The 13,795-nt window shown below is 43.8% G+C and carries 12 protein-coding genes; all 12 read left to right on the top strand.

Annotation, left to right across the window (positions count from 1 at the left end):
- Window positions 1–40: 40 nt before the first annotated feature.
- The 12 genes from chvE (at window position 41) to FAY33_RS14165 (ending at window position 13,785) form a co-directional block, all read left to right on the top strand.
- Complete coding sequence (chvE, locus tag FAY33_RS14220; RefSeq protein ID WP_143321896.1) at window positions 41–1,189, top strand: multiple monosaccharide ABC transporter substrate-binding protein; 1,149 nt, start codon at window positions 41–43, stop codon at window positions 1,187–1,189.
- 14 nt (window positions 1,190–1,203) lie between these two features.
- Window positions 1,204–2,748 carry a multiple monosaccharide ABC transporter ATP-binding protein gene (gene mmsA, locus FAY33_RS14215; protein WP_143321895.1) on the top strand — a complete coding sequence of 515 codons (1,545 nt, stop codon included), beginning with the start codon at window positions 1,204–1,206 and terminating at the stop codon, window positions 2,746–2,748.
- Window positions 2,749–2,767: 19 nt separating this feature from the next.
- A complete protein-coding gene (gene mmsB, locus FAY33_RS14210) occupies window positions 2,768–3,943 on the top strand; it encodes a multiple monosaccharide ABC transporter permease (RefSeq protein WP_143321894.1) in 1,176 nt (391 codons plus the stop codon).
- Window positions 3,944–4,128: 185 nt separating this feature from the next.
- Window positions 4,129–4,683 carry a dTDP-4-dehydrorhamnose 3,5-epimerase gene (gene rfbC / locus FAY33_RS14205; RefSeq protein ID WP_143321893.1) on the top strand — a complete coding sequence of 185 codons (555 nt, stop codon included), beginning with the start codon at window positions 4,129–4,131 and terminating at the stop codon, window positions 4,681–4,683.
- A 15-nt stretch (window positions 4,684–4,698) separates the two neighbouring features.
- Window positions 4,699–5,511: an ABC transporter permease gene (locus tag FAY33_RS14200; protein WP_143321892.1), complete on the top strand. Its 813-nt coding sequence runs from the start codon at window positions 4,699–4,701 to the stop codon at window positions 5,509–5,511.
- 22 nt (window positions 5,512–5,533) lie between these two features.
- Window positions 5,534–6,856: an ABC transporter ATP-binding protein gene (locus FAY33_RS14195; RefSeq protein WP_143321891.1), complete on the top strand. Its 1,323-nt coding sequence runs from the start codon at window positions 5,534–5,536 to the stop codon at window positions 6,854–6,856.
- A 13-nt stretch (window positions 6,857–6,869) separates the two neighbouring features.
- Window positions 6,870–7,649, top strand: coding sequence for a class I SAM-dependent methyltransferase (locus FAY33_RS19975; RefSeq protein ID WP_143321890.1), 780 nt, complete (start codon window positions 6,870–6,872; stop codon window positions 7,647–7,649).
- Window positions 7,636–10,752: a glycosyltransferase gene (locus FAY33_RS14185; protein ID WP_143321889.1), complete on the top strand. Its 3,117-nt coding sequence runs from the start codon at window positions 7,636–7,638 to the stop codon at window positions 10,750–10,752. The genes FAY33_RS19975 and FAY33_RS14185 overlap by 14 nt, the downstream gene beginning before the upstream one ends.
- An 18-nt stretch (window positions 10,753–10,770) precedes the next feature.
- Window positions 10,771–11,478: a nucleotidyltransferase family protein gene (locus FAY33_RS14180; RefSeq protein ID WP_143321888.1), complete on the top strand. Its 708-nt coding sequence runs from the start codon at window positions 10,771–10,773 to the stop codon at window positions 11,476–11,478.
- Entirely contained in the window at window positions 11,475–12,545 is a 1,071-nt protein-coding gene (locus FAY33_RS14175) for a GHMP kinase (RefSeq protein ID WP_143321887.1), read from the top strand. The genes FAY33_RS14180 and FAY33_RS14175 overlap by 4 nt, the downstream gene beginning before the upstream one ends.
- A gap of 24 nt (window positions 12,546–12,569) precedes the next feature.
- Window positions 12,570–13,175 carry a D-glycero-beta-D-manno-heptose 1,7-bisphosphate 7-phosphatase gene (gene gmhB, locus FAY33_RS14170; RefSeq protein WP_143321886.1) on the top strand — a complete coding sequence of 202 codons (606 nt, stop codon included), beginning with the start codon at window positions 12,570–12,572 and terminating at the stop codon, window positions 13,173–13,175.
- Window positions 13,150–13,785, top strand: coding sequence for an SIS domain-containing protein (locus FAY33_RS14165; protein WP_143321885.1), 636 nt, complete (start codon window positions 13,150–13,152; stop codon window positions 13,783–13,785). Before gmhB ends, FAY33_RS14165 begins: the two co-directional genes overlap by 26 nt.
- The last annotated feature ends 10 nt before the right edge of the window (window positions 13,786–13,795 follow it).

The raw sequence follows: 13,795 nt of genomic DNA, 5'->3' as shown, positions 1-13,795 counted from the left end.
TAAGATGTTAGTATCAAATAAATGTTGAGGGAGGAACGTTATGAAGAAAATGATGTTAGCAGGAGCCATGGCATTTGCCCTGGCAGCAGGAGCACTGACCGGTTGTCAGAGTACAGCAGGAACGACCCCGGATAACAGCAAAACCCAGTCCGCACAGGAATCTTCAAAGCCGGAGAAAGAAGGGGCAGAATCAAAGGAAGGCAATGGAAACGGAACCTTAATCGGTGTTGCCATGCCGACAAAAGATCTTCAGAGATGGAATCAGGACGGAACCAACATGAAAGCGGAATTGGAGGCAGCCGGATATAAGGTGGATTTACAGTTTGCCAGCAATGATGTTCAGACACAGGTATCCCAGATTGAGAACATGATTTCCAATGGCTGTCAGCTTCTCGTAGTGGCTTCTATTGATGGCAGTTCACTGGGCGAACCGTTAAACCAGGCAAAATCTCTGGGAATTCCCGTCATTGCTTATGACCGCCTCATTATGAATTCTGACGGGGTTACCTATTATGCAACCTTTGATAATTATAAGGTAGGACAGAAACAGGGGGAATATCTGGTTGAAGCTTTGGGGCTTGAAACCTCCAAGGAATCCAAAAACATTGAACTTTTCAGCGGTGATCCAGGAGATAACAACTGTAACTTTTTCTTTGGCGGGGCAATGGATGTCCTTCAAAAATATATTGATAATGGAAAACTGACCGTACAATCAGGTCAGACCGCTTTCGAGCAGGTTGCCACTGCCAGATGGGATGCAGAAAAAGCCCAGAACCGTATGGACACAATTATTGCAGGTAACTACTCCGATGGAACCGTACTGGACGCTGTACTTTGCTCCAATGATTCCGTTGCTCTTGGTGTGACCAATGCTCTTGCAGCTTCCTATACAGGTCCGTATCCGATTATTGTAGGTCAGGACTGTGATATTGCAAATGTAAAGAACATTGTAAAGGGAAAACAGGCAATGAGCATATTTAAAGACACCCGTACCCTTGCATCACAGGTGGTAAAGATGGTAGATTCCGTCATTCAGGGAGGAGAAGCAGAAATTAACGATTCCAAATCCTATGACAATGGAACTGGAATTATTCCCACATTTTTGTGTGATCCGGTAGTAGTAACCACTGAGAATTATAAAGACCTGCTGATTTCTTCCGGTTACTATACGGAAGACCAGTTAAAGTAAAGGAAGGGAAAACGTTGTCAAATATTCTTTTGGAAATGAAACATATTACTAAAACATTTCCAGGTGTAAAGGCATTAAACGATGTGAATCTCCAGGTAGAGGAGGGGGAAATCCATGCCCTGGTAGGGGAAAACGGGGCTGGAAAATCCACTCTTATGAATGTTCTCAGCGGAATCTATCCTTATGGAACCTATGAGGGGGACATTATCTACGGAGGAGAAATCTGTAAATTCCATCATATCAATGACAGTGAAAAAAAGGGAATTGTTATTATCCATCAGGAGCTTGCCATGGTACCCTATATGACCATTGCCGAGAACATGTATCTCGGCAATGAAAAAGGGAAAACCTATGCCATTAACTGGAATGAAACCTATAAAGAAGCAGATGAATATTTAAGGACCGTGGGACTGGAGGAGCCATCCCAGACCTTAATTAAGGATATCAGCGTTGGAAAACAGCAGTTGGCAGAGATTGCCAAGGCTCTTGCAAAACATGCACGGCTTTTGATTTTAGATGAACCTACGGCTTCCTTAAATGAAGATGATTCCAAGGCACTTTTGCAGCTATTATTAAAATTTAAGGCAGAGGGCATGACCTCCATTATTATTTCGCATAAGCTGAATGAGATTGCCTATGTGGCAGATAAGATTACAGTGATCCGGGATGGGCAGACCATAGAAACTCTGGACAAAAAACAGGATGCCATAACAGAAGACCGTATCATAAAAGGAATGGTAGGCAGGGAACTGGTGGACCGGTTCCCAAAACGTACCCACCCAAAGATCGGCGAAAAAGCCATGGAAGTGGAGCACTGGAATGTCTATCATCCGTTATATCAGGACAGGAAAGTGGTTGATGATGTTTCCTTCTATGTCAAAAAGGGAGAAGTTTTGGGAATCTGCGGATTGATGGGATCGGGAAGAACCGAACTTGCCATGAGTATTTTTGGAAGAAGCTACGGGACCCATATATCCGGGACTATCCGCATTCATGGAAAAGAGGTCACACTTCGAAACGTGAGAGATGCTATACATCACAAGCTGGCCTATGTGACCGAAGACCGGAAAGGCAATGGACTCATTCTGGGCAATCCAATCCGGATTAATACCACTCTTGCCAATTTAAGCGCAGTCAGCAAAAGAACGGTCATTGACAAGGAAAAGGAACTTGCTGTTGCAGAAGATTACAAGGGGAAATTAAAGACAAAATGTCCGACCATAGAGCAGAATGTTGGAAATTTAAGCGGTGGAAACCAGCAAAAGGTTCTTCTCTCCAAGTGGATGTTTACACAGCCGGATGTTCTGATTTTAGATGAACCGACCAGAGGAATTGATGTAGGAGCAAAATATGAGATTTATTGCATTATCAACCGTTTGGCAGCAGAGGGGAAATCCATTATTGTGATATCTTCTGAACTTCCTGAGGTGCTTGGAATGTCAGACCGTATTTACATTATGAATGAAGGCAGGATCGCAGGAGAGCTTCAGGCAGAGGAAGCCACCCAGGAGAAAATCATGGCAAACATTCTGAAATCACAGAATCGACATACTGGTTAAACGGAAAGGGGAATAGAAGATGAAATCAAACATAAAATTGGCGGAGGGTTTAAAAAAGTATACCATGGTAATTGTACTGGCAGTTGTTATTCTCCTGTTTACCGTCAATACGGGGGGAAAGATGCTTTTGCCGCAGAATGTAAATAACCTGATTTCCCAAAATGCCTATGTCTTTATTCTTGCAACCGGAATGCTATTTTGTATTCTGACAGGAGGCAATATTGATCTGTCGGTAGGCTCAATTGTCTGCTTTGTGGGAGCGGTCGGCGCAACCATGATGATTACCTTTGGAGTCAATCCTTATCTGAGTCTTGTGGCAATGCTGATCATCGGTATACTGGCAGGTGCGTTTCAGGGTTTCTGGATTGCTTATGTGCGGATACCACCCTTTATTGTGACTCTTGCAGGAATGCTGATGTTCCGGGGACTGTCCAATACCGTGTTGCAGGGAATGACCTTATCTCCCATACCAGATCCGTTTTTAAATCTGTTTAACACTTATGTTCCAGATGTGTTTGGAATGGAAGGTTTTAACTTAACCTGCTTTTTAACAGGAGTGCTGGCATGTGTCCTGTTTATTGTTCTGGAATTCGTAAACCGGAAGAAACGGCTGGCAAGGGGATATCATGTAGAACCGCTTATAGGAGTCATCATAAAACTGGTGCTGATTACATTGGTGATTCTTGCTTTCATGTATAAGCTGGCAAGATACAAAGGAATTCCCAATGCCCTCATCTGGGTGGTAGTCATCATTGGAATCTACAGCTATATTGCTTCCAGAACTACGACCGGGCGGTATTTTTATGCAGTGGGCGGCAATGAAAAAGCCACCAGATTATCAGGAATTGATACCAACAAAGTTTATTTTCTCGCCTACTTAAATATGGGACTTTTGTCGGCGGTGGCAGGAATGATTACCGTTGCCCGTTTAAACTCCGCCAATCCAACGGCAGGGAACAACTATGAAATGGATGCCATTGGTGCCTGCTTTATCGGAGGAGCCTCTGCATACGGCGGAACCGGAACGGTACCTGGAGTAATTGTAGGTGCCACCTTGATGGGCGTATTGAATCTTGGTATGAGCATCATGGGTGTGGATCAGAACCTCCAGAAGGTAGTAAAAGGCGGTGTTTTGTTAGCCGCTGTCATCTTTGATGTGGTAAGTAAGAGAAAATCATTTATATCAAAACAGTAAATGCAGCAGGATAGAATGGGAATTTCCTTATTCTATCCTGCTTTTGCTCTTATCTTTATTTCTAAAATCTTACGGTTTTCTTCGTTATTTCATAAAAAATTTTCCATATCATAGAAATCTGCACCAAGTTGTGGTAGAATGCTACAAGTAAAAGAATGTTTTTTTTAGGTAAAGGAGCATAAATTATGGGAAAGATAAAAGTAACACCCTGCGAGATAGAGGGATTATATGTAATTGAACCAACGGTATTTCCGGATTCCAGAGGTTATTTTATGGAGACGTATAACCAGAATGACTTTAAAGAGGCTGGCCTCCATATGGTATTTGTTCAGGACAACCAGTCCATGTCCGTCAAAGGAGTTCTTCGGGGACTTCATTTTCAGAAAGAATTCCCACAGGGTAAATTAGTCCGCGTTGTAAGAGGTAACGTATTTGATGTGGCTGTGGACCTGCGTTCTTCTTCTAAAACTTACGGCAAGTGGTTTGGCGTGGAACTTTCCGCAGAGAATAAAAAGCAGTTCTATATTCCGGAAGGATTTGCCCACGGCTTTGTAGTCCTTTCTGACGAAGCAGAATTTGCTTATAAATGTACGGATTTTTACCATCCAGGTGATGAAGGCGGAATCTTATGGAGCGATCCGGAGATTGGCATTGAATGGCCCATTGAGGAAGGTATGGAGCTGATTATTTCTGAGAAGGATCAGAAGTGGAGCGGAATCCGGGAAACGTTTAAATTTTAGTGAGAGGAGAAAACCATGAACTATCTGGTTTCCTTATTAAAAGAAATTTTTATAAAAAGAAAACTGATTCTGGATTTATCAAAAGCAGATTTTAAAAAACGGTTTGTAGGCTCTTACTTTGGGATTGCCTGGATGTTTTTACAGCCCATGGCAACGGTACTGGTATACTTTTTTGTCTTTCAGATGGGATTTAAAAGTGTTCCCCCGGTGCCGGACTACCCCTATGTTTTGTGGCTGATCCCAGGCATTGTGCCCTGGTTTTATTTCAGTGAAGTCTTAAACATGGGAACAGGCTCTTTGCAGGAATATAATTATCTGGTGAAAAAAGTGGTGTTTCAGGTGGAGATTCTTCCGGTTATTAAAACCATCTCCTGTCTGATGGTTCACGGAATCTTTGCCCTCATCATGATTGTGGTATTCCTCTGCTATGGTGTGATGCCAAAGATCAGCTGGGTTCAGATTATTTACTACACCTTTGCCAGTTCCATGTTTTCTCTGGCTATGGTTTATTTTACCAGTGCTGTTCATGTGTTTTTTAAAGATATGGCTCAGATCATTGGCATATGTCTGCAGTTTGGAATGTGGATGGTGCCGATTATGTGGGCACCGGAGATGTTTCCTTCTATTCCATCCTGGCTGCCTGTGCTCTTAAAGTTAAACCCATTTTATTATATTGTAGCAGGTTACAGAGACAGTATGCTGACCGGCAGCTGGATGGTGGAAAGACCAACTCTTGGGCTTTATTTCTGGATTGTAACCATTGTTATGATGCTCATCGGTTTAAAAGTATTTAAAAAGCTGCGTCCGCACTTTTCTGATGTGCTGTGATCCGCTTAGTATGGAGGATTCAATGTCCGTAGAATCGAACAACAATGCAATAACTGTTAATAATGTAACAAAGATATATAAATTATATGAAAAACCCATCGACCGGTTAAAAGAGGCATTAAGCCCCACCCATAAAAATTACCACAAGGATTTTTATGCGTTAAACGGCATTTCTTTTGATGTGAAAAAAGGACAGACGGTGGGAATCATCGGCACCAACGGGTCTGGGAAGTCAACCATCTTAAAGATTATTACAGGTGTACTCACTCCCACCGCCGGAGATTTAAAAGTAAGAGGGGTTATTTCTGCCTTGCTGGAATTAGGTGCGGGATTTAATATGGATTATACCGGAATTGAGAACATCTACATGAACGGTACCATGATGGGATTTTCCAGAAAAGAGATGGATGCCAAGCTGGATGATATCTTAGAGTTTGCAGATATCGGTGATTTTGTATACCAGCCGGTAAAAACCTATTCCAGCGGTATGTTTGTCCGCCTGGCTTTTGCCCTTGCCATTAATGTGGAGCCCGAGATTTTAATTGTGGATGAAGCACTGTCCGTAGGAGATGTGTTTTTCCAGGCAAAATGTTACCGCCGCATGGATGAGATCCGGCAGAAAGGAACCACAGTTTTAATGGTAACTCACGACATGGGAGCCATTATCAAATATTGTGACCAGGTTGTGGTACTGAACAAAGGGAATTTCATCGCCCAGGGAGAACCAGGGAAGATGGTGGATTTATATAAGAAGATTCTGGCAAATCAGATGGATGATTTAAGCGAAGAGCTTAATGATTTTTCCGGTGAACAGGCTGTTTCCAGAAAAGAAGTCCAGGCAGCGGAACACAAAGGACTAATGAAGGAGAAGCTTACGGTGAATCCTGCCCGTACGGAATACGGAGATAAAAAGGCGGAGATTGTGGATTTCGGTCTTCTTGATGAACGTGGCAACGTAACCAATCTTTTGTTAAAGGGAGAGTATTTCTCCATTAAAGAGCGGATTCATTTTCATGGAGAGATTGAAGCTCCTATTTTCACCTATACCATCAAGGACAAGCGGGGAGCGGATTTAACCGGAACCAATACCATGTATGAAGCTTCTGATGTAAAAGCCGTGAAAAAAGGTGATGAATATGAAGTGGAGTTTAAGCAGAAGATGACCTTACAGGGTGGGGAGTATTTACTTTCCATGAGCTGCACCGGATTTGAAGGCGGGGAACATGTGGTTTATCATCGTCTGTACGATATTGTAAACATTACCGTTATCTCCAATAAAAACACCGTAGGTGTCTACGATATGGAACCGGAAGTAAGCTTAAAACTCTCCAGAGCAGGAGAATGAGGAGGAAGGATTGATGAATGATTTAAGTCCTGAGATCAGGAGCCTGTATCAGAGGTATCAGGGGGACAAAAAAAGGCTTTTGCAGGAGAATCCCAATCTGGATTATCTGTATGCACTTTCGGATATCCGTGAGAATCTGCTGGAATGGTATGAATTTGATAAAGGTGCTTCCCTGCTTCAGATCGGTTCTGATTACGGTGCCATGACAGGCTTATACAGCAGGAAAGTAAGTCATGTAACGGTTCTGGATTCCTGTCATAATAACCTTTCCTTTAACCGGCTCCGGCATGAGAAACGGACCAATATCCATTATGTAAATGGAGACTTTGACGCTCTTTCCGAGGAAACCTTTGACTATATTGTGTTTGCTGGTTCTTTAAAAGCACCGGCAGCACAGCAGATAGAACGAGCCAGAACTCTCTTAAAACCAGGTGGTAAGCTGATTATCGCTGTCTGCAACCGGCTGGGACTAAAGTATCAGGCAGGTGCGCCAGCCGATGAGGTACGGCTGTCTAAGACAGAGCTTACAGAGCTTCTGCGGGGCAGTGATGGAAGGAAGGGAAAGGCAGTGTTTTATTATCCCATGCCTGATTACAAATTGCCGGTAACCATATATTCTGAATCTTATCTGCCTGCAAAAGGAGATTTAACTCATGCGATTCTGGCATATGACTATCCCAAATATCTGAGGTTTGATCTGGGAAAAATGTTTGATGAGGTGTGTGAGGGGAAACAGTTTGAGGTATTTGCCAATTCATTTTTAACCATTTGGAGCTGTGATGAAAAAGATTAATTTTGTAAAATATAACAAAACCAGAAGAGAAGAATTCCAGATCCGCACCAGTCTGGTGGAGGAAGATGGAGTTCCTTTTGTGGAGAAAACTGCCATAAGAGATGAAGGAGTCAGACATATCCGGTCTCTGGAGGGAAAGTATAACAGTCTTAAAGAGCAGAACCAGAAGTTAAAGGTAGCGGAAGTTTCCATAAGCCCGGACGGACGGACAGCCCGGTTTGAATTCTTAAAGGGGGAGACTTTATCGGAACTTCTGGGCAAGGAAGTTCTCGATGGAATCGTTCCCGTAACCTGTATGGAAGATGCGCTTTCCACGATTTTTACGGTGAAAGATGATTTTATGTTCCCGTTCCGTATGACAGAGGAATTTGTCCGTGTATTCGGTGATCTGTCTGATGCGGATGATGCCATTTTGAGAGACTGGGCATTTAAAACTTCCAACATTGACTGCCTTTTTGAAAATATTATGTTAACAGAAGATGGTCCTTACTGCCTGGATTATGAATGGGTATTTTCATTTCCTGTTCCAGTGACGTTTATTAAGTACCGGGTTCTTTATTATTTCTACGAGCAGTATAAGAGTATCCTGTCTTATGAATCTCTGGAAGCTTTTATGGAAGAGTCCGGTGTGGAAGCAGGCCGTCTGGAGACCTATGCCCGGATGGAATGCCATTTCCAGGAATATGTTCATGGAGAGAACCAGCAGATTTATCTGGTTAATTACATGCACGAAACCCATGCCATTCCAGAAGACATGTATCAGGTTTCAGACCTCATAGACGAAACCCATGAAAAAATTGCCCAGATGGAAGCAGAACTTCACGAAAAGGATGTAACCATCACAAAGCAGCAGGAGATCAAACGTCTTACCGATAATCATGTGACCAACCAGGAGATGATTATTACAACCCTCCGCCAGGACTGTGAGAACATGCAGCAGATCATAGACCGGTTAAGACGGCATGAAGCGCTGTTCTACCGGGCAGGCAGAAGAGTAAAGCGGATATTCAACGACCGTTTTCCAGAAGGCACAAGAAGGCGCAAGTACTTCTATTACGCCAAAAACACCGTTCTTCACCCGGTAAAATCCTTTCGGCTTTATACCACAGAAGAGGGCAGGAACTTAATAGAAGGAGATATGAAGATCGGGGAGCAGTACCGGACCCATGGGAAGCTTCGTTTCATCAAAGAAGGTCATCCCATGGTTTCCATTGTAATTCCTGTATACAATCAGATTCATTATACCTATGCCTGTCTCGCTTCCATATTGGAACACACAAAAGATGTGGTCTATGAAGTGATTATTGCGGATGACGTATCCAGTGATGCCACAAAGGAATTATTAAAATTCACCGAGAATGTGGTGATCTGCAGAAATGAGACCAATCAGGGCTTTTTAAGAAACTGCAATCAGGCGGCGAAAGCAGCCAGAGGAAAATATGTCATGTTCTTAAACAATGACACCCAGGTAACAGAAGGCTGGCTTTCCAGTCTGGTGAATTTAATTGAAGCCGATTCCACCATTGGTATGGTCGGTTCCAAATTGGTCTACCCTGACGGACGGCTTCAGGAGGCAGGCGGAATTCTCTGGAGCGACGGTTCCGGATGGAATTACGGGCGATTAGACGATCCGGAAAAACCAGAGTATAATTATGTCAAGGATGTGGACTACATCTCAGGTGCTGCCATCTTATTATCCACCCAGTTGTGGAAAAAAATCGGCGGTTTTGATGAACGCTTTGCCCCCGCTTACTGCGAAGATTCCGATCTTGCGTTTGAAGTGCGGAAGGCAGGGCTTCGTGTGGTTTATCAGCCTCTTTCCAAAGTCATTCACTTTGAAGGCGTATCAAACGGCACGGATGTCAACGGCACCGGGTTAAAACGGTATCAGGTGGAAAACAGCTTAAAGCTCAGGGAAAAATGGGCGGAAGAATTTAAAAGACAAAGTGAGAACAACGGAAGCCCCGACCCGTTCCGTGCCAGGGAAAGAAGCCAGAACAAAGACATCCTCCTGGTGGTTGACCATTACGTTCCCACCTATGACCGGGATGCTGGTTCCAAGACCACTTACCAGTACCTTCAGATGTTTGTGGAAAAAGGTTACGTTGTAAAATTTCTTGGGGATAACTTCCTCCATGAAGAACCTTATTCTACCACGCTCCAGCAGATGGGGATTGAAATTCTCTACGGAAAAGAATTTCAGGCAAAGATCTGGGACTGGTTAAAAGATCATGGAGATGACATCTCCTTCGCTTATTTAAATCGTCCGCATATTGCGGCAAAATATATAGACTTCATAAAAAACAAGACTTCCATGAAAGTGATTTATTATGGACATGACCTTCACTTTTTACGGGAAGGCAGAGAGTATGAATTGACCGGTAATCCTGAGAAACGGGAAGCTTCGGAATACTGGAAATCCATGGAACTGCGTCTGATGAAGAAAGCTGCGGTTTCCTACTATCCCTCTTATGTGGAGCGGGAAGCCATTCATGAGATTGAACCTTCCATACCGGTAAAAGCAATTGTGGCTTATGTCTTTGAAACATTTTTATCCCACATTTCGGAAGATTTTCAAGAGAGGGAAGGGCTTTTGTTTGTTGGTGGATTTGCACATCCCCCCAATGAAGATGCGGTTCTCTGGTTTGCAAGGGAGATATTTCCTCTGATCCGGGACGTATTACAGATGAATTTCTACATTGTAGGATCAAAAGTAACTGAGGAAATAAAAGCGCTTCAACAGCCCGGCAATGGAATTATTGTCAAAGGATTTGTTTCAGAAGAAGAACTGGCAGAATTGTATGCCAGGTGCAGGATTGTGGTAGTACCTCTGCGCTATGGTGCAGGAGTAAAGGGAAAAGTCATTGAAGCTCTATATCACGGTGCTCCTGTTGTCACCACCTCCATCGGTGCAGAAGGAATTCCGGAAGCAGAGCAGGTTATGGCAATCAAAGATGATCCGGCAGAATTTGCACAGGAAGTGCTTTCTCTCTACCAGGACGAAGAGCGGTGCAGACAGATGTGCCGGAATACACAGGACTACATCCGCAGATATCACAGCATTGATGCGGCATGGAGTGTGGTAGGAGAAGACTTCAGTTAAAAACAGGAGGAACGGGATATGCAGGCAGTTTTACTGGCAGGAGGTCTTGGTACAAGACTTCGCTCAGTTGTAAGTGACAGACCAAAGCCCATGGCATTAATCGGGAATAAACCCTTTATGGAATATGTAGTTCTGGAACTGAAAAAACATGGAGTTACAGAGATCGTTTTTGCTGTAGGCTATAAAGGCTCTATGGTAGAGGAATATTTTAAAGACGGTTCCTCATGGGATATAAAAGTATCGTATGCCTATGAAGAAGAACTCTTAGGGACAGCGGGAGCCATTAAAAATGCCGGAAAGCTGATTACAGACGACCGTTTTCTTGTGCTCAATGCAGATACCTTTTACCAGATTGACTACACCAGGCTTGTGTCTCTCAGTGAAGAACGGAATCTGGATATGGCTCTGGTCTTAAGAGAAGTTTCAGACGTATCCCGTTACGGACAGGCAGTTTTGGAAGACGGCTGGTTAAAGACCTTTGATGAAAAAACAGACACTTCCAGTCAAGGAACCATTAATGGCGGTATTTACTATCTCCGCCGTTCCCTTCTGGAACAGATTCCGGAGGGAAAAGTATCTCTGGAGCATGAGATGATTCCAGGCTGGCTTTTAGAGGGAAAAAAACTGGGCGGTTTTGTCAATGACGGTTATTTTATTGATATTGGCGTGCCGGAAGACTATTACCGGTTTATAGAAGATGTGGAGAAAGGAACGGTGACCATATGATAATCAGAGGACGAGCCCCTCTCAGAGTAAGTTTTGGAGGAGGCGGAACCGATGTAGCTCCTTTTTGTGATCAGCAGGGAGGTGCCATTATTGGCAGCACCATTAATAAATATGCCTATTGTTCCATCGTTCCAAGGGAGGATGATCAGATCATTGTCCACTCCCTTGACTTTGATATGACAGTCAAATACAATACAAGAGAGAACTATGTATATGACGGAAGGCTGGATCTGGTAACAGCAGCACTAAAAGCCATGGAGATCAAACAGGGCTGTGAAGTATATTTGCAGTGCGATGCGCCTCCAGGTTCAGGTCTTGGCACGTCCTCCACTGTTATGGTAGCTCTTCTGACTGCAATGGCAAAATGGAAAGGCGTGGAGTTAGACAGCTATGCCATGGCTGATCTGGCATATCAGGTAGAGCGGGAAGACTTAAAGATTGACGGCGGATATCAGGATCAGTATGCGGCAACCTTTGGCGGATTCAATTTCATTGAATTTCATGGGCGCAACAATGTGGTGGTCAATCCTTTGCGGATTAAAAAAGAAATCATTCATGAACTTCAATATAACCTGCTTCTTTGCTATACTGGCAACATCCATGTATCTGCCAACATTATCAAAGACCAGGTAAAGAACTATGAAAAGAAAGACCCCTTTGATGCCATGTGCGAAGTAAAAGCCCTGGCTTATGCCATGAAAGATGAGCTGTTAAAAGGAAATTTATACAGTTTTGGAAAGCTGCTTGACTACGGCTGGAAAAGCAAAAAGAGAATGAGCAGTAAGATCACAACTCCACAGATTGACGAGCTGTACGAAGAAGCATTAAAAGCGGGAGCGCTGGGAGGCAAATTATTAGGAGCCGGCGGCGGCGGATTCTTACTGGTATACTGCCCTTATAATGTACGCCATAAAGTGGCAGCCCGTATGGAAGCCGCAGGCGGACAGCTTACTGACTGGAATTTTGAACTAAGAGGAGCCCAGGCGTGGATCACTGACGAAAAACGCTGGGATTATTCTGATGTCAAAGTCAAGATTCCGGGAGGAGAATATCACTTTAACCTGTAAGCACAGGCAGGAGAGTTAAAAACGATGGACAAAATTGTATTTTTAGACCGTGATGGAACCATTAATCAAGAGGTAGAATATTTACACCGCCCGGAAGACCTTGTAATTCTTCCGGGCGTAGCAGAGGCCCTTTGCCGTTTAAAAAACCATGGATTTAAACTGGTTGTGGTCACCAATCAGGCAGGTGTGGCACGAGGTTATTATCAAGAAGAGGATGTGAAAGCCCTTCACCAGGTACTCAATGAGCGTCTGGCAGAACAGGGGGCAGCCATTGACTGCTTTTTTTATTGTCCCCACCATCCGGTGCATGGAATCGGGTCCTATAAAATAAAATGCCACTGCCGGAAACCAGAGACCGGAATGTTTGAGATGGCAGAGGCTTATTTTTCAGTGGATAAGACACATTCTTTTATGATTGGTGATAAGCTTCTGGATACACAGGCAGGTAAAAATTATGGTGTGACTCCCATATTAATTGGAACCGGTTATGGACAAGAAGTGTGTGAAGGCATGAGCGCTACGGAGAAAACCAGGGCTTTTGACTTTTATGCAAAAACCATGAAAGAAGCTGCTGACTATATCATTTCCAGAGAGGAGAAGCCCAATGGAACCAATGAATTATCTGGATGAACTGATACAACGGTATCCAAGTCTTTCCAGCGTAAAGAATGAGATTTTGAAATCCTATACTATATTAGAGGAATGTTATAAAAATGGAGGAAAACTCCTGATCGCCGGGAATGGCGGAAGCTGTGCCGATGCAGAGCACATCGTAGGAGAGCTTATGAAAGGCTTTGTAAAAAGGCGGCAGGTTTCAGAAGCATTTGCAGACAGGCTCATACAGGCAGACCCTCAAAGGGGAAAAGAACTGGCAGAGAAGCTTCAGGGCGGTCTTCCCGCCATTGCGCTGACCGGTCATTCTGCTCTTTCCACTGCTTATGCCAATGATGTGGATGGAGATCTGGCATTTGCCCAGCAGACTTATGGTTATGGAAAAAAAGGAGATGTGCTTCTTGGAATCTCCACCTCTGGCAATTCCAAAAACGTAATGTATGCCATGGCAGCCGCCAAAGCTCTTGGAATGAAAACCATCGGTCTTACCGGAAAAGACGGCGGTCAGCTAAAAGAATCTGCAGATGTATCGGTGGTAGTGCCCGAGACAGAGACTTTTAAGATCCAGGAACTGCACCTTCCCGTATACCACGCCCTGTGCCTGATGCTGGAAGAGCGTTTTTTCTAAACAGAAGCTT

The organism is Clostridium sp. HBUAS56010 (assembly GCF_007115105.1).
Taxonomy (GTDB): Bacteria; Bacillota; Clostridia; order Lachnospirales; family Lachnospiraceae; genus Lacrimispora.
The sequence above is the reverse complement of the archived record's forward strand: the minus strand, read 5'-3'. Positions and strand labels throughout refer to the sequence as shown.

Bases quoted from the DNA above. Each gene is read 5' to 3' on its own strand.
- gmhB (WP_143321886.1), top strand. From the start codon at position 12,570: ATGGACAAAATTGTATTTTTAGACCGTGATGGAACCATTAATCAAGAG.
- FAY33_RS14180 (WP_143321888.1), top strand. From the start codon at position 10,771: ATGCAGGCAGTTTTACTGGCAGGAGGTCTTGGTACAAGACTTCGCTCA.
- FAY33_RS19975 (WP_143321890.1), top strand. From the start codon at position 6,870: ATGAATGATTTAAGTCCTGAGATCAGGAGCCTGTATCAGAGGTATCAG.
- rfbC (WP_143321893.1), top strand. From the start codon at position 4,129: ATGGGAAAGATAAAAGTAACACCCTGCGAGATAGAGGGATTATATGTA.
- FAY33_RS14200 (WP_143321892.1), top strand. From the start codon at position 4,699: ATGAACTATCTGGTTTCCTTATTAAAAGAAATTTTTATAAAAAGAAAA.
- mmsB (WP_143321894.1), top strand. From the start codon at position 2,768: ATGAAATCAAACATAAAATTGGCGGAGGGTTTAAAAAAGTATACCATG.
- FAY33_RS14195 (WP_143321891.1), top strand. From the start codon at position 5,534: ATGTCCGTAGAATCGAACAACAATGCAATAACTGTTAATAATGTAACA.
- FAY33_RS14165 (WP_143321885.1), top strand. From the start codon at position 13,150: ATGGAACCAATGAATTATCTGGATGAACTGATACAACGGTATCCAAGT.
- chvE (WP_143321896.1), top strand. From the start codon at position 41: ATGAAGAAAATGATGTTAGCAGGAGCCATGGCATTTGCCCTGGCAGCA.
- FAY33_RS14185 (WP_143321889.1), top strand. From the start codon at position 7,636: ATGAAAAAGATTAATTTTGTAAAATATAACAAAACCAGAAGAGAAGAA.
- FAY33_RS14175 (WP_143321887.1), top strand. From the start codon at position 11,475: ATGATAATCAGAGGACGAGCCCCTCTCAGAGTAAGTTTTGGAGGAGGC.